The sequence below is a fragment of the Nocardioides potassii genome, assembly GCF_021648885.1.
Classification (GTDB): domain Bacteria; phylum Actinomycetota; class Actinomycetes; order Propionibacteriales; family Nocardioidaceae; genus Nocardioides; species Nocardioides potassii.
In genome coordinates, this window is sequence record NZ_JAKJHZ010000007.1 from 374,652 (window position 1) to 398,766 (window position 24,115).

Consider the following 24,115-nt stretch of genomic DNA (forward strand, 5'->3'; position numbering starts at 1 on the left):
CGGGAGGTCAGGTGCGGATCAGTGCTCGATGGTGACGGACTCGATCACCACGGGCTCGGTCGGGCGGTCCATCGCGCCGGTGGAGGTGGTGGCGATGGCGTCGACCACGTCGCGGCTGGCCTGGTCGGCCACCTCGCCGAAGATCGTGTGCTTGCGGTTGAGCCACGGCGTCGCGGCCACGGTGATGAAGAACTGCGAGCCGTTGGTGCCCGGGCCGGCGTTGGCCATGGCGAGCAGGTAGGGCTTGTCGAAGACGAGCTCGGGGTGGATCTCGTCCTTGAACGTGTAGCCGGGACCGCCGGTGCCGGTGCCGAGCGGGCAGCCGCCCTGGATCATGAAGCCGTCGATGACCCGGTGGAAGCCGAGGCCGTCGTAGTACTTCTCCCCGCTGCGGCCCGCGTCGTCGCGGTAGTCCTTGGTGCCCTCGGCCAGGCCGACGAAGTTCTCGACGGTCTCGGGGGCGTGGTTCGGGAAGAGGTTGATGACGATGTCGCCCCGGTTGGTCTTGAGGGTCGCCTTCTGGTCGGCCATGGGATGTGTGCCTCTCGGATCTGGGCCAGGTCGGTCCTGGGGGTCGTTCTGTGCGACTCGATCCTGCCACGCGCGTCCCACTCCGGCGCGGGCACCCGTCGCGCTCCGTCCGCCCACCCGGACGGGGCTGGCCGCCCCTTGGTGTGCATGGTGAGATGGAGACTCACAGACACCAGGAGGTCACGCATGCCTTTCGGCCGCAAGAAGTCCCTGATGGACCGGGCCCACGACTACGTCGAGCAGCTCTCGGAGACGGTCACGGAGACGGTGATCCCCCAGCTGGAGCAGGCGTGGGAGCAGGCCGTGGACAAGGCCGGCCCCGCCATCTCCGACGCGCGGGACAAGGCCACGCCGCTGATCGAGGAGGGCCGGGCGCGCGCCGCCGAGGCCGCCTCCGCCGGTGCGGCCGTCGCCGCCGCGAAGACCGCGGAGGCCCGCGAGAAGGCCGCCCCGCTGCTGGCCGAGTACCGCGCCACGGCAGCCGACCGCGCGTCGTCCGCCGCCTCGGCCGCTGCCGAGCAGGCCGCCGCCGCCCGTGAGGCGGCCGTCGCGAAGGCCAACGAGCTGCGCGGCATCGAGCCCGAGCCCCAGGGCGGCAAGCTCAAGAAGCTCCTGCTGATCAGCGGGCTGCTCGCCCTCGGCGGCTTCGTCTTCAGCAAGCTGCGCTCCAGGCAGGACGCCGACGCCGGCTGGCAGTCGACGTACACCCCGCCGCCGGCGCCGAAGCCCACGCCCGCCGCAGCTCCGGTCACCCCGGCGACGACGACCGTCGACCCCGACTCGGACCCGCTCAACGACCCGATCGACCAGGTCACCGCCGACGACGTCGTGACGGTCGACCCGCCCGCCACGGACGACATCGGTGGCGGCGCCCCCGGCGAGGCGCTCAGCGACCAGGTCGAGGAGGCGCACGAGCCGACCACGCCGGACGCGCCCGCCGAGGTCATCGACATCGACCAGCCGGACAAGAAGTAGTCGCTGCTCCATCCTCGAGAGGTGGTCCACCCACATTGTCGTCGTACGTAATGTGGCTGGGCCACCGCTCGAGTCATGTCCGGAGGTGAAGCGGTGGTGGACCCACCATTGCCGCGGCCGGAACGTGGCTTGACCACCGCTCAGCCGTCGACCCGGTGCTCCTCGATCCAGTCGTCGACGCGCTCCCACCAGCCGTAGAGCCAGTCGATCCGCTCGTCGCGGCCCTCCGGGATCTCGTCGCGGGGCACCTGCCACCACCGCATGGTGATCTGCTTGTCCATCGGCAGCTCGCGCCACACGTCGCTCACCGTCACCAGGTGGTCGAGGCCGGTGTGGCCGACCATGAGCACGTCGGCGTCGGGTGCCGCGTCGAGCGCCGCCAGTACGCCGCCGGGCCGGGGCGCCAGGACGTGGGTCATCTCCTCCGCGCGCTGCGCCATCCGCTCGAGCCCGAGCCTGCGCAGCCGCGAGATCGCCCTCTCGCGGCGCTCGGCGGTGAAGTTGCCGCCCTCGGGGAAGATCACGAAGGCGTCGTCGCGGTCGAGGCCGGTCGCCAGCGCGGCGATCTGCGACTCGAGGTCCTCGCCGGCCACGGGGTCGGGCGAGATGAAGCGGGCCGGGATGCGCCGGAGCACCACGTCGATGGCCGGGTCCCAGGCCAGGGTGTTCTTCAGGACCACGCGCGGCTCGCGGGCGTACCAGTGCAGCAGGGCGTACATGAGGATGAACGAGTCGCCCGGGCCCGCGTGGCGACACAGCACCAGCACCGGGCGCTCGGGGATGCGCGGCGGGTGCGGCCCGTCGGTCCGGATCCGCAGCGCGAGCACCCGTCGCGCCTCCCGGAAGAAGACGATCAGCGTGCCCTGCACGAGGTCGTAGTGGATGCCCGCGAAGTACGGCGACCGGATGCGCCAGCCGAAGCCGCTGGCCAGCCACAGGCCCAGCATGACCGCGAGCAGCAGGCTCTCGAAGGTCAGGTAGACCACCGCGACCCAGAACAGGCGCAGGGCCCGCCACCGCCCGGGCAGGAGCGGCGACAGCGCGGCCGCCCCGAGCAGCCAGAGGGGCAGGGTCACCCAGATCGCCACGGTCAGCCCGATCACCGCGGGCGCGACGACCAGGCGCCGCAGCGCCCAGGTCCAGGGGCTCACGACCGGGCCAGCGGTGGGGCTCACGGGATCACTCGCCGCCGAGGACGTCGTCGAGGTAGCGGCGGGACGCGGCGTACGTCTCGTCGATGCGCGTCTGCACGCTGGAGAAGTCGCGATGGGCGAGGATCGAGTCGTCCCTGGCCGACGTGCCGGCCGCCGGCAGCACGTGGGCCTCGACGCCGTCGGGGATCGTCGCCATGTCGCGCATGAAGCGGTGCCGGCGGGCGACCTCGAAGCTGACCCGCGCGACCTCCCACGGTCGGGTCGGCACCGTGAGCGGTCGGTCGATGCGACCGACCTGGAGGACGAAGACGCGGGTCGCGCCCAGCTCGACGGCGCGGCCGACGGGGACGGAGTTCACCAGGCCCCCGTCGAGGAAGTGCTCGCCGTCGACCTCCGCCGGCGGCAGCAGTCCGGGCACCGCCGCGCTCGCGAGGATCGCCGGCACCAGCGGTCCACTGGTGAACCAGTGCTCGGCGGCTCGTTCGATGCTTGCCGCGCAGACCCCGAGCCTGACCGGCAGGTCCTCGAACGTCCGGTCCCCGAGCTCGTCCTGGAGCCGCTGGCGCAGCGGTCGAGAGGAGTAGATGTGGGTCCCGGAGGTGACGGCCCTCCGTACGGTGCGCAGCGGGCGGTCGCCGTACACGTTCCGGCTGCGCGCCGTCGCCGCCCACAGCTCGGTGAGCCGCTCGACCACGGCGAGGTCGGGCTGCGCCGCCACCATCGCGCCGTTGAGAGCGCCCACGCTCGTGCCGAGCACGAGGTCGGGCACGACCTCACGCTCGAGCAGTGCCCGGAGCATGCCGACCTCGACGGCGCCGAGGATCCCGCCGCCGCCGAGGACGAAGGCGGTCACCATGCCCCGACCCTAGTCACGCCCGCCTCGGCGGTTGAGGTGCGAGCGCAGCGAGCCTCGAAACCTCCGGGAGTCAGGCGAGCTCGGGATGCTCCGCGCGCACCCGCTTGGTCGCGCGGTGCTCGGCCCAGAAGGACAGCAGCGGGATCGTGCCGCACACCAGCGTCACCAGGGTGAAGGGGAGGTCCCAGCGGGCGCGACGCGAGAGCAGGAACGCGCTGAGCAGGAAGATCATGTAGAGCCAGCCGTGCGCCACGCCGAGGTAGGTCGTGATGAGCTCGCCGAGGTGGTTGACGTCGGAGCCGGGCGTCACCCAGGCCGGCGTGCTGTCGAAGACGCCCCACATGGGCGAGCCGTCGAAGTTCGCGAGCGGGACGCCGACGAGGCAGAGCACCACGAGCAGGACGCCGACGATCGTCGCCATCACGCGGTAGGCGGTGAGGTTGCGGGACACGACGGCCAACTTATCCGTCGACCGGTTGCTCGACGGCGGCGACCTCGGGCGCGATCTCGGGGGCCGTGGCGTCCTGGCGCCAGCGCCACCAGATGAAGGCCGCGAAGGCTCCGAAGATCCACCACTCGATCGCGTAGAGCAGGTTCCGGATGGCGGTGAAGCGGCTCGGGCTGGGCAGCGCCTCGAGCTGGGCGGGCTCCAGCCCGGGCCCGGGCTGCTCGCTCACGGCGTAGGCCGAGTAGAGGTCGACGTCGACGCGCTGGACCGCGTCGGCCACGCGGATCTCGGGGAAGACGTCGTCGTTCGGGTCGTCGTCGGTGACCAGGCTGCCCTCGGGCGCCTGGAGCCACCCGGTCACGTCGGCGCTGCCTGATGCTGCGAGCAGGGCCGGGTCCGGCTCCGCGGCCCACCCGCGTACGACGAGCACTGCCGCGTCGCCGACCTCGAGGGGTGCGACGGCCCAGTAGCCGTCGCGGTCGCCGTAGGACCGGTCGCGGACCCAGAAGCCGCCGTCGATCCACTCCCCCGCCATCTCGACCGGGCGGCCCACGTCCTGGCCCGGGAACGGATCGTCGCTGCCCATCACGTCGCTCAGCGGGACGGGTTCGACGTCGGTGAGGTCGCGCGCCTCGGCGGTGCGGTGCGCCTGCCAGGCGCCGTACTGCCACAGGCCGAGCGCCCCCGCAATGCCGACCAGCACCAGCGCAAGGGCTGCCGCACCGAGGTCGGTCAGCAGGCCGGGTCGGCGCGGGGCGGTCACGGTCCCGATTCTCCCAGCCGTTCCTGAGCGGATCCTCAGCGGCCGAGCTCGTCGCGCCGCCGGGTGAGGTACGCCGCCTCGGCGGAGTTGCCGGCCAGCGCGATCGCGCGGTCGTACGACGCCCGCGCATCGGCACTGCGGCCGAGCCGGCGGAGCAGGTCGGCCCGGGCGACGTGGAACGCGTGGTAGCCGTCGAGCTGCTCACCGACGGCGTCCACCTGGGCCAGCGCCACCTGCGGCCCGTCGAGCTCGGCGAGCGCGACCGAGCGGTTGAGCACGACGACCGGTGAGGGGTCGAGCCGGACGAGCTGGTCGTAGAGGGCCACCACCTGCGACCAGTCGGTGTCGCGGACGTCGCGCGCGTCGGTGTGGACGGCGTTGATCGCGGCGAGGACCTGGTAGCGACCCGGGGCCTCGCCGCTGGCGAGGCGCTCGCGCACGAGCCGGTGTCCCTCGGCGACCAGTGCCGGGTCCCACGCCCCGCGGTCCTGCTGGTCCAACGTGACGAGCTCGCCGCTGGCAGAGACCCGGGCCGGGCGACGCGCCTCGATGAGCAGCATCAGCGCGAGCAGCCCAGTCACCTCGCCGTCGTCGGGCAGCAGCTGGCGCGCCAGCCGGGTCAGGCGCACGGCCTCGCCGGTGAGGTCGGCCCGGACGGGGTCGCTGTGGCCGCCGGTGGGGAGGTAGCCCTCGTTGAACACCAGGTAGAGCACGGCGAGCACGCCGGCGACCCGCGCCGGCAGGTCGGCGGCGTCGGGCACCCGGTAGGGGATGCCGGCCGCCTTGATCTTCGCTTTCGCACGGGTGATCCGCTGGGCCATCGTCGTCTCCTGGACGAGGAAGGCGTGGGCGATCTCGGCGACCGTCAGCCCGCCCACCATCCGCAGGGTCAGCGCGACGCGGGCCTCCATCGCGAGGGCCGGGTGCGCGCAGGTGAAGAGCATCCGCAGCCGGTCGTCGTCGATCGCGCCGACCGGTTCGGCCGGACCGGAGAGCTGGTCGCTGAGCACCTGCGCCGCCTCCTCCTTCGCGTCGCGGCGGACCTCGCGTCGTACGCGGTCCAGGGCCTTGTTGCGGGCGGTGGTGGTGAGCCAGCCGCCCGGGTTGGGCGGCACACCGTGGACGGGCCAGTGCTCGACGGCGGTGGCGAACGCCTCAGCTGCCGCGTCCTCGGCGACGTCGAGGTCACCGAACCGACGGGCGATCGTGGCGACCACCCGGGCCCACTCCTCGCGGTGGACCCGGGCGATCGCCTCGTGGACGTCGCTCACGCGAGCCCGTCGAACGGACGCACCTCGATCTTGCGGTGGCAGGCCTTCGAGCCCCCCTCGGCGAGCCGGAGCGCGACGTCGAGGTCGGGCGCCTCGATCACCCAGAACCCGGCGAGGAACTCCTTGGTCTCGGCGAACGGGCCGTCGGTGATCGTGGTCTCGCCCGATCGGGCGTCGACCACGGTCGAGGCCTCGAGCCGCTCGAGACCGCCGGCGAAGACCCAGTAGCCGTCCTTCTTCAGCTGGTCGTTGAACGCCTCGACCGCACCGGGCTCGTCGGCGGGGCCGGGGTTGACGCTGTCGTCGATCACGGAAAGCAGGTAGTGCATGTCGGTCTCCCACCGTCGTCGGCGCCCCTGCTGGGCGGCCTCTCACGAGTACCACGAACGAGGGTGCGCCGATACGACAGCACGACTGCGCGGTGTCGGTGACGCGTCCCGTACGTCAGGGACACCGCGCAGGGGTCGGTCAGGAGGAGACCAGCTCGTCGACCAGCTCGGCAACCGTCCGCGCCGTGTCGAGGCGGACGATCGGGCCGCTGAACCTCGTCATCCACTCCTCGTGCAGCGTCCGGCTGCGACCGGGGAAGTCCGGCACCTCGTAGCCGGCCGCCCATGACACGAACTCCTGGTGCGCGGTCTCGAGGTCGCCGCCGGCGCGGATGCGGTCGCCGTACCGCACCGCCTCCCGGGCGCGCAGGCGCTGCAGACGTACGTCCGGGTCGAGGCTGCAGAAGACGAGCACGTCGACGTGGTCGAGCAGCGGCTCGCCCCAGCCCATCACCGAGCCGGTGAGCACCCACGCGCGCCGCGGCAGGAACATCTCCTGCATCAGCTCGAGTCGTCGGGCCTCGTCGCGCTTCTCGACGAATGGCGGGTCCGACGGCACCCAGAAGTAGTCGTCGGTGTCGGCGTGCGGCACCGACCAGCGGTCGGCCAACGCACGGCCGAGGGTGGTGGTGCCCGAGGCAGTCGCGCCGATGACCAGGACGCGGCACGGTGTCATCGAACGGGAGCCGTTCACGTGGTGGAGCCTAGGGGACTCGAACCCCTAACCCCCCGCTTGCGGAACGGCGGAGCCGCTACCCGTAGCGCCCAACGTCGTCTGGAGTGGTGGAGCCTAGGGGACTCGAACCCCTAATCCCCTGCTTGCGGAACGGCGGAGCCGCTACCCGTAGCGCCCAACGTCGTCTGGAGTGGTGGAGCCTAGGGGACTCGAACCCCTAACCCCCCGCTTGCGGAACGGCGGAGCCGCTACCCGTAGCGCCCAACGTCGTCTGGAGTGGTGGAGCCTAGGGGACTCGAACCCCTAACCCCCTGCTTGCAAAGCAGGTGCGCTACCAATTGCGCCAAGGCCCCGTGTGGTTTCGTGACGGTCGCTGCGCGACCTCCTCAACCAGCGGTCGAGCGGAGAGCCTCAGGCCTTGTGGACGGTGTCCGTGGCCTCGGCCCAGAGGGCCTGCTCGTTCTTGCCCTCGTCCATCTTCTTCTTCGCAACCAGCGCCCCGGCCGCGGCCAGGGCGATCAGCAGGAGCTTCTTCACGAGGTCTCCTCGCAGGTGGAAGGGTGATGGAGTGGGCCTAGGAGGACTTGAACCTCCGACCTCTTCCTTATCAGGGAAGCGCTCTAACCGTCTGAGCTATAGGCCCGCATGTGCCGCGCTGCGGCGACGCCGAAGATTACCTGACCGCGGTCAGGCGGTGCGAATCGAGGGGGTCACTTCTCGTCCTCGGCGAGCGTGACCTCGATGCCGCCGAGGAGCGCGGCGGCCAGGTTGTAGAGGAACGCCGTCAGCGTGGCGATCGCCGTCAGCAGGATCACGTCGATCACCGACACGATCAGCGTGAAGCCCAGCACCCGCGACATGCCGACGTAGTCGGTGACGTCGAAGCTGGAGTTGCCGCTGTCGCCCTCGACGATGCTGGCGACGGCGGAGTTGATCGAGTCCCACACACCGGCGGCGCCGAGCACCGACCACACCATGAAGATCGCCACGAAGGTGACGACGCCGAACGCGACCGACAGCAGGAACGACGTCTTCATCACCGACCAGGGGTCGATGCGGGTCAGCCGCAGGCGCGCCCGGCGGGGCTGGCGACCCGACGCCCGTGAGGCGCGGCGCCCGCGCGGCGACCCGGTCGCGGCGTTGGCGCGGTGCTCCTGCGCGGCGTTGGACATGGTGTCCTGGAGCCGCTCGGTCAGGGAGCGCCGCGCCGGCTGCTGCGCGGTCGGCGTGCGCCGGGCGGTGTCACCACCGGGTGCGGTGCGGTCCGACATGGATCACTCCTCGGTGGTGTCGTCGGCGTTGTCGTCAGTGCTCTCGGAAGGGGCTTCCACAGCGTCCTGGCCCTCGATTGTTGCATCGTCGACCACGTCGGGCGATTCGGCGGCGGCCGCTCGGGCACCTTCCTCGACCTCGGCGGCGCTCGCGGAGACGGCGTCGTCGACCGCCTCCTCGACCTTGGCCTCGACCGACCGGGCGACGACGGCGACCGTGTCGCCCGACTTCGGCGTCACGAACTTCACGCCCATCGTCGAGCGGCCGGTGGGGCGGAAGTTGGCGTCGATCGGGCTGCGGACGACCTGTCCACCGCTGGTGATCGAGAGGACCTCGTCGTCCTCCTCCACGATGAACGCGCCGACCAGGCCGCCGCGGTCCTCGTTGGACAGCGACATCGCCTTGATGCCGATGCCGCCGCGGGACTGCAGGCGGTACTCGCTGATCCGGCTGCGCTTGGCGAAGCCGCCGTCGGTGATCGTGAAGACGTACTGCTCCTTGACCTCGTCGGACTCCGACGCGTCGCCCTCGACGGCCTCCTCGGCCGCGACCTGCTCGGCGCGGATGACCGACATCGAGAGAAGCGAGTCGCCGTCCCGGAACTTCATCCCGCGCACGCCGCCGGTGGCGCGACCCATCGGGCGCAGCTGCTCGTCGTCGGCCTTGAACCGGATCGACTGGCCCTTGCGGGACACCAGCAGGATGTCGTCGTCCTCGTTGACCAGCTCGGCGCCGATCAGCTCGTCGTCGTCCTCGCGGAAGTTGATCGCGATGACGCCGGCCTGGCGCGGGCTGTTGTAGTCGCCCAGCTTGGTCTTCTTCACCAGGCCGGTGCGGGTGGCCAGCACGAGGTAGGGGGCCTGCTCGTAGTCGCGGATCGCCAGCACCTGCGCGATCTCCTCGTCGGGCTGGAACGACAGCAGGCCGGCGACGTGGCCGCCCTTGGCGTCGCGCGCGGCCTCCGGGAGGTTGTAGGCCTTGGTCCGGTAGACGCGACCTGCGGTGGTGAAGAACAGCAGCCAGTGGTGGTTGGTCGTGGCGATGAAGTGCTGGACGACGTCGTCGCCGCGCAGCGTCGCGCCGCGCACGCCCTTGCCGCCGCGCTTCTGCAGCCGGTACTGGTCGGCCCGGGTGCGCTTGGCGTAGCCGCCGCGGGTGATGGAGACGACGAGGTCCTCGTCGGGGATGAGGTCCTCCATGGAGAGGTCGCCGTCGGCGGCGATGATCTGCGTGCGCCGGTCGTCGCCGTACTTGTCGGTGATCTCCTTGAGCTCGTCGGCGACGATCTGCCGCTGGCGGGGCTCGTTGACCAGGATGTCCTCGAGGTCGGCGATCACGCGCTCGAGCTCGGCGAGTCGGTCCATGATCTTCTGGCGCTCGAGGGCGGCCAGGCGGCGCAGCTGCATCTCGAGGATGGCGTTGGCCTGGACCTCGTCGATGTCGAGCAGCGCGATGAGCCCGCTGCGGGCCTCCTCGACGTCGGGGCTGCGGCGGATGAGCGCGATGACCTCGTCGAGGGCGTCGAGCGCCTTGGCGAGGCCGCGGTAGATGTGGGCCTGGCGCTCGGCCTCGGCGAGGCGGAAGCGGGTACGACGCTGGATGACCTCGATCTGGTGGGTGACCCAGGTGGAGATGAACTGGTCGATCGGCAGCGTGCGCGGCACGCCGTCGACGAGCGCCAGCATGTTGGCGGAGAAGTTGCTCTGCAGCTCGGTGTGCTTGAACAGGTTGTTGAGCACGACCCGCGCGACGGCGTCGCGCTTGAGGATGATCACCAGGCGCTGGCCGGTGCGCGAGCTGGTGTCGTCGCGGACGTCGGAGATGCCCTGGATCCGGCCGGTGTCGGCGAGCTCGGCGATCTTGAGCGCGAGGTTGTCGGGGTTGACCATGTAGGGGAGCTCGCTGATGACCAGCATCACGCGACCCTTGGCGTCCTCGTCGATCTCGACGACCGCGCGCTGGGTGATCGAGCCGCGACCGGTGCGGTAGGCCTGCTCGATGCCCTGGCGGCCGACGATCAGCGCGCCGTTGGGGAAGTCGGGGCCCTTGATCCGCTCGATGAGCGCGTCCTGGAGCTCTTCCTTGGTGGCGTCGGGGTGCTCGAGCGCCCACGTCGCACCCTCGGCGACCTCGCGCAGGTTGTGCGGCGGGATGTTGGTGGCCATGCCGACCGCGATGCCGGCCGAGCCGTTGACGAGCAGGTTCGGGAAGCGCGAGGGCAGGATGGTCGGCTCCTGCGAGCGACCGTCGTAGTTGGGGCGGAAGTCGACGGTGTCCTCGTCGATGTCGCGCACCATCTCCATCGCCAGCGGCGCCATCCGGCACTCGGTGTACCGCATGGCGGCGGCGGAGTCGTTGCCGGGCGAGCCGAAGTTGCCCTGCCCGTTGATCAGCGGCGCGCGCAGCACCCACGGCTGCGCGAGGCGGACCATGGTGTCGTAGATCGCCGTGTCGCCGTGCGGGTGGTACTGACCCATCACGTCACCGACGACGCGCGAGCACTTGGAGAAGCCGCGGTCGGGGCGGTAGCCGCCGTCGTACATCGCGTAGAGGATGCGGCGGTGCACGGGCTTGAGCCCGTCGCGTACGTCGGGCAGCGCGCGCCCGACGATGACCGTCATCGCGTAGTCGATGTAGCTCTGCTGCATGAGCGTCTGCAGCTCGATCGGCTGGATGCGGTCGTCTCCGAAGCCGAAGCCGCCGGCTCCGTCGCCGGTGCCGGTAGGGGTCTCGGTCATGTCTGTCTCCTACGTTCTATCGATGTCTAGGGCTGGTCGTAGATGCGGCTAGCGACCTAGATATCGAGGAAGCGGACGTCCTTGGCGTTGCGCTGGATGAAGGAGCGACGCTGCTCGACGTCCTCACCCATGAGGATCGAGAAGATCTCGTCGGCCTGGGCGGCGTCCTCGAGGGTGACCTGCTTCATCAGGCGGGCGTCGGGGTCCATCGTGGTCTCCCACAGCTCGTCGGCGTTCATCTCGCCGAGACCCTTGTAGCGCTGGACCGGGTTCTCCTTGGGCAGCTTCTTGCCCTGCGCCTGGCCGTCGGCGAGCAGCGCGTCGCGCTCGGCGTCGGAGTAGACGAACTCGTGGTCGGCCGGCTTGTTCCAGCGCAGGCGGTAGAGCGGGGGTTGGGCCATGTAGACGTAGCCGTGCTCGATGAGCGGCTTCATGAAGCGGAAGAGCAGCGTCAGCAGCAGCGTGTTGATGTGGTGGCCGTCGACGTCGGCGTCGGCCATCATCACGACCTTGTGGTAGCGCAGCTTCTCGAGGTTGAACTCCTCGTGGATGCCGGTGCCGAGGGCGGAGATGATCGCCTGGACCTCGGTGTTGGCGAGCACCTTGTCGATGCGCGCCTTCTCGACGTTGAGGATCTTGCCGCGGATCGGGAGGATCGCCTGGATGCGGGGGTCGCGACCCTGGCGCGCGGAGCCACCGGCCGAGTCGCCCTCGACGATGAAGACCTCGCACTCCTCGGGGTTGGTCGACTGGCAGTCGCTGAGCTTGCCCGGAAGGCCACCGCCGCCGAGCAGGCCCTTGCGCCCGCGCGCCAGCTCGCGCGCCTTGCGGGCAGCGATCCGGGCGTTGGCCGCGGCCTGCGACTTGCGGACGATCTCCTTGCCCTCGGCCGGGTTCTGCTCGAGCCAGGCACCGAGCTGGTCGTTCATGATCCGCTGGGTGAAGCCCTTGGCCTCGGTGTTGCCGAGCTTGGTCTTGGTCTGGCCCTCGAACTGCGGCTCGCCCAGCTTGATCGAGATGATGGCGGTCAGGCCCTCGCGGATGTCGTCACCCGAGACCCGGTCCTCCTTCTTCTTGATCAGGCCCCACTCCTCACCCCAGTTGTTGACCAGCGAGGTGAGGGAGGCGCGGAAGCCCTCCTCGTGCGTGCCGCCCTCGTGGGTGTTGATGTTGTTGGCGAAGGTGTGGACCGACTCGGTGTAGGAGGTGTTCCACTGCATCGCGACCTCGAGGCTCATGTGCTGGCCGCTCGCACCTTCGGCGGTCTCCGCCTCGAACGAGATGACGCTGGCGTTGGCCGGCGTCTTGCGGCGGTTGAGGTGCTCGACGTAGTCGACGAGGCCGCGGTCGTACTTGAAGACCTGCTCGAGCCCGCCGCCCTCGGCGCGCTTGATCGCGTCGTGGCCGGCGTTGTCGACCGCGTTGTCGATGGTGTCGTCCTCGACGGCGTCCACACGTGAGTCCGCGTCGGCGCGCTCGTCGCGGATGACGAACTCGACGCCCTTGTTGAGGAACGCCATCTCGCGCAGGCGCGAGGTGATGGTCTCGAGGCTGTAGTCGGTGTGCTCGAAGATGTCGGGGGAGGCGTACCACGTCACGGTCGTGCCGGTGCCCTCTCCCGGCTCGAGCGGGCGGACCTGCTCGAGGTCGGCGTCGGGGACGCCGAGCTGGAAGGACTGGCGCCACAGGTGACCGCGGTTCTTCACCTCGGCGACCAGGCGCGTCGAGAGCGCGTTGACGACCGAGACGCCGACACCGTGCAGACCGCCGGACACCTTGTAGCCGCCGCCGCCGAACTTGCCGCCGGCGTGGAGCATCGTCAGCGCCATCGTGAGCGCCGGCATCTCCTGCCCGGGAGCGGTGTCGGTCGGGATGCCGCGACCGTTGTCCTCGACCCGGACGCCGCCGTCCTCCTGGAGCGTGAGCACGATCCGCGTCGCGTAGCCCGCGAGGGCCTCGTCGACACCGTTGTCCACGATCTCCCACACCAGGTGGTGCAGGCCGCGCTCGCCGGTCGAGCCGATGTACATGCCGGGGCGCTTGCGCACCGCCTCGAGGCCCTCGAGGACCGTGATCGCCGAGGCGTCGTACTCGGTGCCCTCGTCGACGGCGGTCGACGAGCGCTTCGTCGTGGCCTCCTCGACGGCGTCCTCCACCGACTGGGCCAGGGCCTCGGCGCGCTCTGCTTCAGAGGGGGCGTCGGCGGGCTGTGCTGGTGGAGCGGAGTCGCTGGTCGGGGTGGTGTTCTCGACGTTGTCTTCGCTCAAGGCGCAGCCTTCTTCCCATCGCCCCATCGGGCGCTCGACATGAGTCGAGTCGCTTGCTGTTGCCACGGCAACCACGCGTGCGACTCGTGCTCCCATACTACCGGTCAGGGGCCCCACAACGAAGCACCCGCCCCGCGGATGGGGTCGATCTGCGGAAAATTCGGCCCTCAGGGGCATCAAGAGGCCGGTTCAGAGCGCCGAACAGGGGGGTCGGTGGGTCCCCCTACCGGCGAGAGGCCCGCAGAACGGCAGATCCGGCCTCCCGGCGTCGGACCGTCCGCCTATCCGTAGGTGTCGCGGGGACCTCGCCCGTCGCGGCTCGACAACCGCCCCTTGGTCCACGTCGGCAGGTGGGGGCCGAGCACCTCGATCACCGTCACGGTCCCGTGGCCGAGGTCCTCGTTGAGGCGTCGTACGACGCTCGGGGCCAGCAGCTTCAGCTGCGTGGCCCAGGCGGTGGAGTCCGTGCGGACGACGAGCCGGCCGTCGTCGAACGACTCCGGGGTGCAGTGGTCGGCGACCTCCTGGCCGACGAGCTCGGCCCACCGGCCGAAGACGCCCTGCACCTTGAGGTCGACCTCCCACCCCTGGTGGGCGATCAGCCGGCCCATCGCGTCGTCGAGGAGCTGCGGGTCGCGGTCGTCCGGCCGCGCGCCGGACGACGTGGTCGTCGTACGACGCCGGGGCGGGCCCGTCCTCCTGCGAGGTACGGATCCCGGGCTGGCCGCCGCGGCCCGCGCGGCAGCCCGCGCCAGGTCGAGGCCGTCGGCCCGGTGCTCGGGTGCCGGCGGGGTCTCGGTCTCCCGGGTGTTCTCGGCGTCCTCGGCCTCGGGCCGGTCGTCACTCGTCACGGGTCACCCGGCCGTCGGCGACGAGGAACCGGACCCCCTGGAGGGAGGCCGGCACGTCGGCGGCCACCGCAGCGGTGACCAGCACCTGCTCGGCACCGGCGACGAGGCCGGCGAGCTGCGTGCGTCGTTCGGCGTCGAGCTCGGCGAAGACGTCGTCGAGCACGAGGATCGGGTCGTCGCCGTCGGCGCGCAGCAGGTCGTACGACGCCAGCCGGAGCGCGAGCGCGAACGACCACGACTCCCCGTGCGAGGCGTACCCCTTGACCGGCAGCCGCAGGTCGTCCGGACCGGACCCGGTGCCGAGCGTGAGGAGCAGCTCGTCGCGGTGCGGCCCGACGAGGGAGATGCCGCGGTCGAGCTCCTCCCGGCGCCTGCTCGCGATCGCGTCGAGGAGCGCCTGCTGCAGGTCGGTCGGCGAGGTCAGGTCGATGCTCGCCTTGTACTCGAGGTCGGCGTCGTCGCGGCTCGCGCCGCGGGCGACCGCCTCGTAGGCCTTGCCGAGGTAGGGGCGCAGGTCGTCGACGAGCTGGAGCCGCGCGCCGAGGATCTCGGCACCGACGCGCGCGAGGTTGTCGTCCCAGATCTCGAGGGTCGCCATCGCGGCGTCGCGCGAGGAGCCCCGCGCGACACCGGCGGTCTTGAGCAGGCTGTTGCGCTGCCTGAGGATGCGGTCGTAGTCCGAGCGCACCCCGGCCAGCCGCGGCGTGCGCAGCACGAGCAGGTCGTCGAGCATCTTGCGCCGGTCGGACGGGTCGCCCTTGACCAGCGTGAGGTCGTCCGGGGCGAAGACGACCGTGCGCACCAGGCCGACGATCTCGCGCGGGCGGGGGAGGGGAGAGCGGTTGATCCGGGCGCGGTTGGCACGACCGGGGTTGAGCTCGACCTCGAGCAGGGCCGTCCGCCCCTCCTTGACCACCGACGCGCGGACGATCGCCTGGTCGGCGCCGGCCCGCACGAGCGGTGCGTCGGTGGCGACGCGGTGCGACGACAGCCGGGACAGGTAGTCGATCGCCTCGACGAGGTTGGTCTTGCCCTGGCCGTTGCGGCCGATGAACGCCGTCGCGCCCGGCTCCAGCGCGACGTCGACGTCGGCGTACGAGCGGAAGTCGTGGAGGGTCAGGTGCGCGACGTGCACTTAGCTCTCGCCGGGCTCCGCGTCGTCGCCCGCGCCGGCCTTCTTCGACGTCTCCGACTGCTCGGCGCCGGCCTGGCCCTCGGCGTCGCCGCCCTTGGGTGCGGACGACCGGACGGCGTGGCCCCCGAACTGGTTGCGCATCGCCGCGACGGCCTTCATGGTCGGGGAGTCGTCCTGCTGGGAGACGAACCGTGCGTAGAGCGCCGCGGTGATCGCGGGCGTCGCGACGCCGTGCTCGATACCGGCCTCGACGGTCCACCGGCCCTCGCCCGAGTCGGCCGCGTAGCCGGCGATCTTGCTGAGCCCCGGGTCCTCGTCGAGCGCGTTGACCATGAGGTCGAGCAGCCAGGACCGGATGACGGTGCCCTCGCGCCAGGAGCGGAAGACCTCGGTGACGTTGTCGGTGAGGTCGGCCTTGTCGAGCAGCTCCCAGCCCTCGGCGTAGGCCTGCATGATCGCGTACTCGATGCCGTTGTGGACCATCTTGCTGAAGTGGCCGGCGCCGACCGAGCCTGCGTGGACCGACCCGAAGTCACCCTCGGGCTTCAGCGCGTCGAAGGCCTCCTGCACCTTGGCGATGTCGTCGGCGTCGCCGCCGTACATCAGGGCGTAGCCGTTCTCGAGGCCCCACACTCCACCGGAGACGCCGCAGTCGACGTAGCCGATGCCCTTCTCGGCGAGCAGCTCGGCGTTGGCGATGTCGTCGGTCCAGCGGGAGTTGCCGCCGTCGACGACCACGTCGCCCTCGCCGAGCAGGCCGGCGAGCTCCTTGACCGTCGCGCGGGTCGGGTCTCCAGAGGGGACCATCACCCACACCACCTTGGGGCTCGGCAGCGCCTCGACGAGCGCCTCGAGCGAGTCGACGTCACTGACGTCGGGGTTGCGGTCGAAGCCGACCACGGTGAGTCCCGCGCGACGCATGCGCTCGCGCATGTTGCCGCCCATCTTGCCGAGCCCGATCAGTCCGATGTCCATGCTCGGAGCCTAGTCCCCCCGCCCCGGTGGTCGAGTGCCGCGCAGCGATGCCGGCGACTACGAGAGCAGGCGGCGCGGCATCAGCAGGTAGCGGAACGACTGGCTGTCGTCGGCGTCGGTGCCGGAGATGACGACCGGCTTCGTGGACTGGGTGAAGGCCAGGTCGACGAACTCGCCGTCGATGGCGGTGAGGCCGTCGAGGAGGAACTGCGGGTTGAAGCCGGTGGTCAGGTCGTCGCCGGTGATGTCGGCGTCGACCGCCTCGGTCGCCATCGCCTCGTCACCCGAGCCGGCGTCGAGCACGATCTGGTGCTCGCCGAACTTCATCTGCACGGCGGTGTTGCGCTCGGCGACGAGCGCGACGCGCTTGACGGTCTCGATCAGCTCGGCCTTGTTGACCTTGGCCACCGTGAGGTGCTCGGCCGGGAAGAGCGAGCGCACCTTGGGGAACTCTCCGTCGAGCAGGCGCGTGGTCGTCCGCCGTACGCCGCCCAGGCCGGTGCCCTCGAACCCGATCAGGCCCTCGCCGGCACCACCGGACGACAGGGCGATCGTGACCTCGGCGCCTGAGGTGAGCGACTTCGCGGTGTCGCCCAGCACCTTGGCGGGGACCAGCGCAGCGACCGACTCGTCGGGCGACTGGGGGTTCCAGGTCAGCTCACGGTGGGAGAGGCGGAACCGATCGGTGGCGAGCAGCGCCATCGTCGAGCCGTCGATCTCGATCCGGACACCCGTGAGGACCGGGAGCATGTCGTCGCGGCCGGCCGCGGTGACGGCCTGGGCGACGGCGTGCGCGAAGTCGGCGCTCGAGACCGTGCCGGTGGCGGACGGCATCTCCGGCAGCGTCGGGTAGTCGTCGACCGGCATGGTCTGCAGGCTGAAGCGCGCGGAGCCGCAGGTGAGCGAGACGCGCGGACCCTCGAGGGTGAGCTCGACGGGCTTGGCCGGCAGGCTGCGGCAGATGTCGGCGAGGAGGCGGCCGCTGACGAGCGCCTTGCCCTCGTCGATGACCTCGGCGGTGAGGGTCGCCCGGGCCGAGGTCTCGTAGTCGAAGGTGGACAGCACCAGGCCGGCGTCGCTCGCCTCGATCAGCAGTCCTGCCAGGACCGGAGAGCTGGGACGGACCGGGAGGCTGCGGGCAGCCCAGGCAACGGCATCGGCGAAGACGTCGCGTTCGACGCGGAACTTCACAAGGGTCTCCTCAGCGAGAGAGCTGCTCACGACAAGTTGTGGGGCGCTGCGGGCGCAGCACGGGGTCACGCGAGGCCGCGTGGGAAGTGCATCCTGCCACGCGCCCGCGACGCTGCGGCAGGGTTCTCCCCAGAGGAGCGGTCGTTCGTCGTTCGTGGGTGATCGGACCAGTCTCTAGGTCCATAGTGGTCATAGCGTCCGTGGAAACTGTGGACAACCGCTGTTCGTGCAGGTCAGAGCGCTCAGCCCCTGTGCACGGAAGGTGTGGAGCGTGCGGGACCGGCTGGTGCGGTGTGTGGAGACGACACGGGTCCGTGTGGTTCGTCCCGGGCCGTCCACAGGGGCTGGGGACGAACAACGGACCCGAACCACATGTTCTCCACACGTGGGCCGGCCGGGCCGGTTCAGCCCTGGCGTGCCTGCATCTTGACCCGGTTGGTGAGCTCGCTGACCTGGTTGAAGACGGCACGACGCTCGGCGAGGAGCTGGCGGATCTTGCGGTCGGCGTACATCACCGTGGTGTGGTCGCGGCCCCCGAACTCGCGGCCGATCTGCGGCAGCGACATGGAGGTCAGCTCGCGGCAGAGGTACATCCCGATCTGGCGCGCCATCACCAGGTGCCGCCCGCGCGAGGGGCCGGTGAGGTCCTCGAGCGAGACGCCGAAGTAGGCGGCCGTCTGGGCGATGATCAGGGCGTGCGTGATCTCGGGCTCGCCGCCCTCGGGGATCAGGTCCTTCAGCACGATCTCCGCCAGGGTCATGTCGACCTCCTGGCGGTTGAGGTTGGCGAAGGCGGTGACCCGGATCAGGGCACCCTCGAGCTCGCGGATGTTGGTCTGGATCTTCGAGGCGATGAACTCGAGCACGTCCGGCGGCGCGGTGAGGCGATCCATGGCCGCCTTCTTGCGCAGGATCGCGATGCGGGTCTCGAGGTCCGGGGGCTGCACGTCGGTGATCAGGCCCCACTCGAACCGGTTGCGCAGCCGGTCCTCGAGCGCCTCGAGCCGCTTGGGGGCGCGGTCGGACGTGAGCACGATCTGCTTGTTGGCGTTGTGGAGCGTGTTGAAGGTGTGGAAGAACTCCTCCTGCGTCTGGGTCTTGCCCTCGAGGAACTGGATGTCGTCGATGAGCAGCACGTCGACGTCGCGGTAGCGCCGCTTGAACCGGTCCTGCCGGTCGTCGCGGATCGCGTTGATGAACTCGTTGGTGAACTCCTCGCTGGAGACGTAGCGCACCTTCGCGTTGCTGTAGAGGCTGCGGACGTAGTGGCCGATCGCGTGGAGCAGGTGGGTCTTGCCGAGGCCGGAGTCGCCGTAGACGAGGAGTGGGTTGTACGCCTTGCCGGGCGCCTCGGCGACCGCGACGGCGGCCGCGTGCGGGAACCGGTTGGACGAGCCGATGACGAACGTCTCGAAGGTGTACTTGGGGTTGAGGCGGGTCTCGAGCACCGACGCGCGCCGCTCGCCATTGCTGGCGGGCTCGTGGCTCTCGGCGAGGGCGGTCGGGGCCGCGGGCTCGACCGGCGCCTCGAATGTCGACAAAGCGACAGATCCATCTGTCGATTCATCGATGAGCGGCTGCTCGGCCGGCGGGTCCGACTCGAGGGCGGGGTTGACGGTGACGAGCATCCGGATCTCGCGGCCGAAGCCCTCGGTGAGCGCGTCCTCGATGTGGTTGCGCAGGCGGCCCTCGAGCTGGTTGCGCGTGAAGTCGTTGGGGACGGCGATGATCGCGGTGTTCTCGTGGAGCGTCATCGGCACGCTGGGCCGCAGCCAGGCGCGCTGGTTGGGCTGGAGGTCCTCGACGATCTGCTGCCACGCCGTCCCGAGATCTACCTGCTGGTCGTCCACCCGGGCCGCCTTCGTTGTCACTGTCGTCGTGCGCTTGTCGTGCGTGGTCGTGGGGCTCTCCCCGGGGCACCTCGTGGACCCGTCCACAGAGTTGTCCACAAGCTGTGAACTGCCCGTCCCGACCCCTCGGGCCGGCCGCCCCGACCTGCTGCCACCGGTGGTCCCGCCGTTCATCTGTGCAGGTCAGAGGCACTGTGGCAGGGCGTATGACCCGGGACACCGTACGCTGTGATCCCTGGTGGGACCGCGGTTTCGAGGAAGTCGCGGCACCCGGAACGTAACAACCCCGCGCGGTCCCCGGCAAGACGTCATCCACAGGCACGGCCGGGGGCGGTGCCCGCGGGTTTGACCCCCTCTTCCGCCACCGCGTACCGTTGGCCGGTCGCTCCATGTCGACGGGTGCCGCATGTCCACGATCCGCCACCAGGCGGCCGCGTGGGTGGGCGGTGCCGGCCGAAGCAACGCAGCACGCCAGCACTGATCTCGCTGTGGAGTGGACATCCCTCGAAACCTTCGGAGAAATACCCGTGAGCAAGCGTACGTACCAGCCGAACAACCGTCGCCGTCACAAGGTGCACGGCTTCCGTCTGCGCATGCGGACCCGCGCCGGCCGCGCGATCCTGTCCAGCCGCCGCCGCAAGGGCCGCAAGAGCCTGGCCGTCTGACGGCCCCGGGCTCGCGGCGACGCGTGTGCTCCCCGCTGTCCATCGCCTGACCGACAGCGACGACTTCCGTCGCGCTGTCCGCAGCGGACGGCGTGCCGGCAGCTCCACGATGGTGGTGCACCTGTGGGTGGACCCCGAGCGGGACGGACCGGCGCGGGTGGGGTTCACCGTCAGCAAGGCCGTGGGCAACGCCGCCACACGCAACCGTGTGAAGAGACGACTTCGACACCTGACCCGGGAGCACCTCCCCTCGCTGGAGGAGCTTCCGGGTCGTGCTGCTCTCGTGGTACGCGCGCTGCCTGCCGCAGCCGAGGCGTCGTACGCCGCGCTGGGTGACGACCTGGGTCGTACGCTCGCCCGCGTGAGCCCGTCATGAAGCACCTCCTGATCGGGTTCATCCGTGCGTGGCGCTTCGCCATCAGCCCGCTCTACGGCCAGGTGTGCCGCTACCACCCCACCTGCTCGGCGTACGCCCTCGAGGCCGTCACGCAGCACGGGGCCGTTCGTGGCACCTGGCTCTCCGTACGCCGCATCGCTCGCTGCCACCCGTGGGCGGCCGGCGGCTACGACCCCGTTCCCTCCCGCGCCACGCCGGCCGCGGACCAGTCACCTGCAACTCGAGGAGCTTGAGTGCTCGACTTCCTAGGATCCATCGGCCACGCGATCATGGTGCCGCTCTACTACGCGGTGTCCTTCGTGCTGGTGGGCTTCCACAAGTTCTTCTCGATGTTCCTCGACGAGGCCGGCGGCGCCGCGTGGGTGCTGTCGATCATCGGTCTCACGCTGACGATCCGTGCCGCGCTGATCCCGCTGTTCGTCAAGCAGATCAAGTCGAGCCGCAACATGCAGCTGATCCAGCCCAAGGTGCGTGAGCTGCAGAAGAAGTACGGCCACGACCGCGAGCGGCTCGCCCAGGAGACGATGGCGCTCTACAAGGAGTCGGGCACCAACCCGTTCGCCTCCTGCCTGCCCATCTTGCTGCAGATGCCGATCTTCCTGGCGCTGTTCCGGATGCTCGACCAGGCCTCGAAGAAGGGCAAGGCGCACGGGTTCCTCAACGAGACGCTTGCGCAGCAGTTCGGTGACGCCAAGCTCTTCGGCAAGATCCCGGTGTCGGGCACCTTCCTCGACACCAAGGGCGTCACCGAGGTCATGATCCTCGCGGCCGTCCTCGTCGTGGCGATGACGGCGACGACGTTCCTCACCCAGCGCCAGCTGATGAGCAAGAACATGCCGGCCGACGCGCTGTCCGGTCCCTACGCCCAGCAGCAGAAGATGCTGCTCTACGTGCTCCCCGTCGTCTTCGCGGTGGGCGGCATCGCGTTCCCGATCGGCGTGCTCGTCTACTGGACGGTCTCGAACCTGTGGACGATGTGCCAGCAGTTCTACGTGATCCGCAACAACCCCGCGCCCGGCACCCCCGCCGCGAAGGCGAAGGAGGAGCGGGACCGCGCCAAGGGCAAGCTGCCCGCGGCGGAGGCGACGCCGGCCTCGCAGGCGGTCATGGTCGAGGACACCCCGCAGCCCCAGCGCCAGCAGCCGCAGCGGCAGACGAAGGCGCAGCGCCAGGCGAAGGCGTCGGGCAAGCCCCCGACCAAGGGCAACGCCACCAAGAAGAAGAAGCGCTGACCCCACGATTTCGGCGGTGCTGCGGCGCCGCGTCCCGAGTGAAGCAGGAGTTGCACGTGACTGAGCAGACGACCGACGGCGCGACCGTCGAGATCGACGACGCCCCCACCGACACGGCCGAGGCTGCCTCGAGCCGGCCGTCGAAGATCGAGCGCCTCGAGGCCGAGGGCGACATCGCCGCGGACTACCTCGAGGAGCTGCTCGACATCGCCGACCTCGACGGTGACCTCGACATGGACGTCGAGGGCGACCGTGCGAGCGTCCAGATCGACGGAGCGGACCTGCAGCAGCTCGTCGGACGCAACGGCGAGGTGCTCGAGGCGCTCCAGGAGCTGACCCGGCTGGCCGTCTACCGCGAGACCGGCGAGCGGTCGCGCCTCATGCTGGACATCGGCGGCCACCGTGCCGAGCAGCGGACCCGTCTGGTCGCACTCGCGGAGACGTCGATCGCCGAGGTCAAGGAGAAGGGCGAGCCCCTCGCCCTCGAGCCGATGAGCGCCTTCGAGCGCAAGGTCGTCCACGACGCCGTGGCGGCTGCCGGTCTGTCGTCCGAGTCCGAGGGCGCGGAGCCGAAGCGTCACGTGGTGATCCTTCCGGCGTGAGCGACGACGTTTCACGTGAAACGCCCTCCGTGCCCGAGGCGGCGCGGAGGGCGTTCACGTCTGACCGCCTGTCCGTGGCCGAGCAGTACACCGAGCTCCTCGCAACCGAGGGAGTCCTCCGTGGCTTGATCGGTCCTCGCGAGGCCGACAAGCTCTGGGACCGGCACGTGCTGAACTCCGCGGTGCTCGGCGAGGCGATCCCGTCCGGCGCCACGGTCTGCGACATCGGCACCGGCGCCGGCCTCCCCGGCATCGTCGTGGCGATCGCCCGTCCTGACGTCACCATGACGCTGGTGGAGCCGCTGCTTCGGCGCACCACGTTCTTGTCCGAGGTGGTGGACGAGCTGGGTCTCGACCACGTGGACGTCGTCCGAGGCCGAGCGGAGGACCTGCATGGTGAGCGGACGTTCGACATCGTCACGTCGCGAGCGGTCGCCCCCCTCGACCGGTTGCTCGGCTGGTCGATGCCTCTGGTGGCGCCGACCGGCGCGCTGGTGGCGATGAAGGGGAGGTCGGTGCACGAAGAGGTGGAAGCAGCCCGGGGTCTCCTCGAGACCTGGAGGTGCAGCGATCCGGAGGTGGTCGAGCTGGGGCGCGACGTCGTCGACCCACCGACGACCGTGCTGCGGGTGTCCTGGGCGGATCCGAGCCGGATAGGTTGGCCGCTTGCCCGGATCCCGGATCGCGGTCGTCAGCAGAAGAAGCGACGCAGAACTCGACGAGAGGCGCAATGACGTGAGTGACAACAACCCTGACGCATGGGGTGGGCGGCACGCCTCCGAGCAACCGGAACGAGAGTTTTCCACCGCGGCCAGCACGCCTGCTGAGCGGGGTTCTCCACAGGACCAGTCCGTTTCTCCACAGATGGTGGATGAAGGGGATGGGGGCGCCGAGGGCGTTTCACGTGAAACACCCGAGGTTGTTTCACGTGAAACACGACCGTCGTGGCAGGTACGTACCGCGGCCGACCTCGCCGAGCAGCCGGACCCGTACGCCGACGCGGGCACTCCCCTGGCGCAGGCCGCTCAGCACTCCGTGCTCGCTCGCTCCGGCGGGCTTCGTCGACAGGGCGTCCCTCGCCCGCATGCGACACGCGTGCTCGTCGTCGCGAACCAGAAGGGCGGGGTCGGCAAGACGACCTCGACAGTGAACGTCGCCGCCGGCCTGGCGCAGCTCGGCCAACGAGTGCTCGTCATCGACCTGGACCCGCAGGGCAACGCCTCCACCGCCCTCGGCGTCGAGCACCACCGCGGCGTCCCGTCGACGTACGACATGCTCGTAGACGGCCGTCCCCTGGCCGAGGCGGTGACCGAGTGCGCCGACCTCCCCGGCCTGTGGGTCGTGCCGGCGACCATCGACCTGGCGGGCGCGGAGATCGAGCTGGTGAGCGTGGTGGCCCGGGAGCAGCGGCTCGCCCGGGCGATCAACGCTCACCCGCTCGTCGGCACGGCGGACGAGATCGGCGACGATCGGTTCGACTACGTGCTCGTCGACTGCCCACCCTCGCTCGGGCTCCTCACCCTCAACGCCCTCGTGGCCGGTCGCGAGATGTTCATCCCGATCCAGGCGGAGTACTACGCCCTCGAGGGTCTCGGTCAGCTGCTCGAGACGGTCGAGATGGTCCGCCAGCACCTGAACCCGCAGCTGGTCGTGTCCACGATCCTGCTGACGATGTACGACGCCCGCACGAGGCTCGCGGCTGGCGTGGCCGAGGAGGTGCGCGGCCACTTCGGCGACCAGGTGCTCAAGACCGCTGTGCCCCGCTCGGTACGGGTCTCGGAGGCACCGTCCTACGGCCAGACCGTGATGACCTACGATCCGGCGTCGGCCGGGGCGCTGTCCTACCTCGAGGCCGCCCGTGAGATCGCCAGCAAGGGAGCACCCCAGTCATGAGCACCCCACGACGTTCTTCTCCGCCACTCCGCTCCCCCGAACAA

26 protein-coding genes and 2 tRNA genes are annotated in these 24,115 nt (G+C 70.4%); 8 read left to right on the forward strand and 20 right to left on the reverse strand.

The window, feature by feature from the left end; translation table 11 throughout:
* Nucleotides 1–18 precede the first annotated feature (18 nt).
* Complete coding sequence (locus tag L2K70_RS12520; protein ID WP_236402416.1) at nucleotides 19–531, reverse strand: peptidylprolyl isomerase; 513 nt, start codon at nucleotides 529–531, stop codon at nucleotides 19–21.
* Between the two features lie 186 nt (nucleotides 532–717).
* Here L2K70_RS12520 and L2K70_RS12525 point away from each other — a divergent pair, with 186 nt between their 5' ends.
* Complete coding sequence (locus tag L2K70_RS12525; RefSeq protein WP_236402419.1) at nucleotides 718–1,506, forward strand: hypothetical protein; 789 nt, start codon at nucleotides 718–720, stop codon at nucleotides 1,504–1,506.
* Nucleotides 1,507–1,646: 140 nt separating this feature from the next.
* On the opposite strand, the gene L2K70_RS12530 is transcribed toward L2K70_RS12525, so the two are convergent.
* The 18 genes from L2K70_RS12530 to dnaA all read right to left on the reverse strand — a co-directional run bounded on the left by L2K70_RS12530 (nucleotide 1,647) and on the right by dnaA (nucleotide 19,282).
* A complete protein-coding gene (locus L2K70_RS12530) occupies nucleotides 1,647–2,681 on the reverse strand; it encodes a 1-acyl-sn-glycerol-3-phosphate acyltransferase (RefSeq protein ID WP_236402420.1) in 1,035 nt (344 codons plus the stop codon).
* A gap of 4 nt (nucleotides 2,682–2,685) precedes the next feature.
* Nucleotides 2,686–3,516 (reverse strand): patatin-like phospholipase family protein, encoded by an 831-nt coding sequence (locus tag L2K70_RS12535; protein ID WP_236402421.1) that lies wholly within the window; start codon nucleotides 3,514–3,516, stop codon nucleotides 2,686–2,688.
* A gap of 70 nt (nucleotides 3,517–3,586) precedes the next feature.
* Entirely contained in the window at nucleotides 3,587–3,967 is a 381-nt protein-coding gene (locus L2K70_RS12540; protein WP_236402422.1) for a DUF3817 domain-containing protein, read from the reverse strand.
* A gap of 10 nt (nucleotides 3,968–3,977) precedes the next feature.
* A complete protein-coding gene (locus L2K70_RS12545) occupies nucleotides 3,978–4,727 on the reverse strand; it encodes an SURF1 family protein (RefSeq protein ID WP_236402423.1) in 750 nt (249 codons plus the stop codon).
* Between the two features lie 35 nt (nucleotides 4,728–4,762).
* Nucleotides 4,763–5,998 (reverse strand): RNA polymerase sigma factor, encoded by a 1,236-nt coding sequence (locus tag L2K70_RS12550; protein WP_236402426.1) that lies wholly within the window; start codon nucleotides 5,996–5,998, stop codon nucleotides 4,763–4,765.
* Nucleotides 5,995–6,327 carry a YciI family protein gene (locus tag L2K70_RS12555; protein WP_236402428.1) on the reverse strand — a complete coding sequence of 111 codons (333 nt, stop codon included), beginning with the start codon at nucleotides 6,325–6,327 and terminating at the stop codon, nucleotides 5,995–5,997. The genes L2K70_RS12550 and L2K70_RS12555 overlap by 4 nt, the downstream gene beginning before the upstream one ends.
* Nucleotides 6,328–6,466: 139 nt before the next feature.
* Nucleotides 6,467–7,021, reverse strand: a complete 555-nt coding sequence (locus tag L2K70_RS12560; RefSeq protein ID WP_236402429.1) for a P-loop NTPase family protein — start codon at nucleotides 7,019–7,021, stop codon at nucleotides 6,467–6,469.
* 259 nt (nucleotides 7,022–7,280) lie between these two features.
* A tRNA-Ala gene (locus L2K70_RS12565) sits at nucleotides 7,281–7,356 on the reverse strand.
* Nucleotides 7,357–7,414: 58 nt separating this feature from the next.
* The gene (locus L2K70_RS12570; RefSeq protein WP_236402431.1) at nucleotides 7,415–7,540 is read right to left on the reverse strand and encodes a DLW-39 family protein; all 126 of its coding nucleotides are present in this window, start codon (nucleotides 7,538–7,540) and stop codon (nucleotides 7,415–7,417) included.
* 32 nt (nucleotides 7,541–7,572) lie between these two features.
* Nucleotides 7,573–7,646, reverse strand: a tRNA-Ile gene (locus tag L2K70_RS12575).
* 67 nt (nucleotides 7,647–7,713) lie between these two features.
* Nucleotides 7,714–8,274 (reverse strand): DUF3566 domain-containing protein, encoded by a 561-nt coding sequence (locus L2K70_RS12580; protein ID WP_236402436.1) that lies wholly within the window; start codon nucleotides 8,272–8,274, stop codon nucleotides 7,714–7,716.
* A gap of 3 nt (nucleotides 8,275–8,277) precedes the next feature.
* Nucleotides 8,278–11,013 (reverse strand): DNA gyrase subunit A, encoded by a 2,736-nt coding sequence (gyrA, locus tag L2K70_RS12585; protein WP_236402437.1) that lies wholly within the window; start codon nucleotides 11,011–11,013, stop codon nucleotides 8,278–8,280.
* A gap of 56 nt (nucleotides 11,014–11,069) precedes the next feature.
* Nucleotides 11,070–13,169 (reverse strand): DNA topoisomerase (ATP-hydrolyzing) subunit B, encoded by a 2,100-nt coding sequence (gene gyrB, locus L2K70_RS12590; RefSeq protein WP_308195815.1) that lies wholly within the window; start codon nucleotides 13,167–13,169, stop codon nucleotides 11,070–11,072.
* Nucleotides 13,170–13,561: 392 nt separating this feature from the next.
* Nucleotides 13,562–14,131 carry a DciA family protein gene (locus L2K70_RS12595; protein WP_236402439.1) on the reverse strand — a complete coding sequence of 190 codons (570 nt, stop codon included), beginning with the start codon at nucleotides 14,129–14,131 and terminating at the stop codon, nucleotides 13,562–13,564.
* A complete protein-coding gene (gene recF / locus L2K70_RS12600; RefSeq protein WP_236402444.1) occupies nucleotides 14,121–15,266 on the reverse strand; it encodes a DNA replication/repair protein RecF in 1,146 nt (381 codons plus the stop codon). The genes L2K70_RS12595 and recF overlap by 11 nt, the downstream gene beginning before the upstream one ends.
* Nucleotides 15,267–16,241 (reverse strand): phosphogluconate dehydrogenase (NAD(+)-dependent, decarboxylating), encoded by a 975-nt coding sequence (gene gnd, locus L2K70_RS12605; RefSeq protein WP_236402446.1) that lies wholly within the window; start codon nucleotides 16,239–16,241, stop codon nucleotides 15,267–15,269.
* A gap of 57 nt (nucleotides 16,242–16,298) precedes the next feature.
* The gene (gene dnaN / locus L2K70_RS12610) at nucleotides 16,299–17,432 is read right to left on the reverse strand and encodes a DNA polymerase III subunit beta (protein WP_236402454.1); all 1,134 of its coding nucleotides are present in this window, start codon (nucleotides 17,430–17,432) and stop codon (nucleotides 16,299–16,301) included.
* A 404-nt stretch (nucleotides 17,433–17,836) separates the two neighbouring features.
* Nucleotides 17,837–19,282, reverse strand: a complete 1,446-nt coding sequence (dnaA, locus tag L2K70_RS12615; protein WP_372477486.1) for a chromosomal replication initiator protein DnaA — start codon at nucleotides 19,280–19,282, stop codon at nucleotides 17,837–17,839.
* A 527-nt stretch (nucleotides 19,283–19,809) separates the two neighbouring features.
* Here dnaA and rpmH point away from each other — a divergent pair.
* The 6 genes from rpmH to rsmG are packed head-to-tail and all read left to right on the forward strand — an operon-like array spanning nucleotide 19,810 to nucleotide 22,912.
* Nucleotides 19,810–19,947 carry a 50S ribosomal protein L34 gene (gene rpmH, locus L2K70_RS12620; protein WP_011758123.1) on the forward strand — a complete coding sequence of 46 codons (138 nt, stop codon included), beginning with the start codon at nucleotides 19,810–19,812 and terminating at the stop codon, nucleotides 19,945–19,947.
* Nucleotides 19,948–19,972: 25 nt separating this feature from the next.
* On the forward strand, nucleotides 19,973–20,323 hold the full coding sequence (gene rnpA, locus L2K70_RS12625) for a ribonuclease P protein component (protein ID WP_236402458.1): 351 nt from the start codon (nucleotides 19,973–19,975) through the stop codon (nucleotides 20,321–20,323).
* Nucleotides 20,320–20,577 (forward strand): membrane protein insertion efficiency factor YidD, encoded by a 258-nt coding sequence (yidD, locus tag L2K70_RS12630; RefSeq protein WP_236402460.1) that lies wholly within the window; start codon nucleotides 20,320–20,322, stop codon nucleotides 20,575–20,577. The genes rnpA and yidD overlap by 4 nt, the downstream gene beginning before the upstream one ends.
* Entirely contained in the window at nucleotides 20,578–21,576 is a 999-nt protein-coding gene (yidC, locus tag L2K70_RS12635) for a membrane protein insertase YidC (protein ID WP_308195802.1), read from the forward strand.
* Nucleotides 21,577–21,626: 50 nt separating this feature from the next.
* Entirely contained in the window at nucleotides 21,627–22,178 is a 552-nt protein-coding gene (locus tag L2K70_RS12640; protein ID WP_268930491.1) for a Jag family protein, read from the forward strand.
* Nucleotides 22,175–22,912 (forward strand): 16S rRNA (guanine(527)-N(7))-methyltransferase RsmG, encoded by a 738-nt coding sequence (gene rsmG, locus L2K70_RS12645; protein ID WP_236402469.1) that lies wholly within the window; start codon nucleotides 22,175–22,177, stop codon nucleotides 22,910–22,912. Before L2K70_RS12640 ends, rsmG begins: the two co-directional genes overlap by 4 nt.
* 190 nt (nucleotides 22,913–23,102) lie before the next feature.
* Here the strand turns inward: rsmG and L2K70_RS12650 are convergent, their stop codons facing one another.
* On the reverse strand, nucleotides 23,103–23,264 hold the full coding sequence (locus L2K70_RS12650) for a hypothetical protein (protein ID WP_236402695.1): 162 nt from the start codon (nucleotides 23,262–23,264) through the stop codon (nucleotides 23,103–23,105).
* A 9-nt stretch (nucleotides 23,265–23,273) separates the two neighbouring features.
* Between L2K70_RS12650 and L2K70_RS12655 the strand changes: the two genes are divergently transcribed.
* Nucleotides 23,274–24,071 carry a ParA family protein gene (locus L2K70_RS12655; RefSeq protein ID WP_308195803.1) on the forward strand — a complete coding sequence of 266 codons (798 nt, stop codon included), beginning with the start codon at nucleotides 23,274–23,276 and terminating at the stop codon, nucleotides 24,069–24,071.
* Nucleotides 24,072–24,115 lie beyond the last annotated feature (44 nt).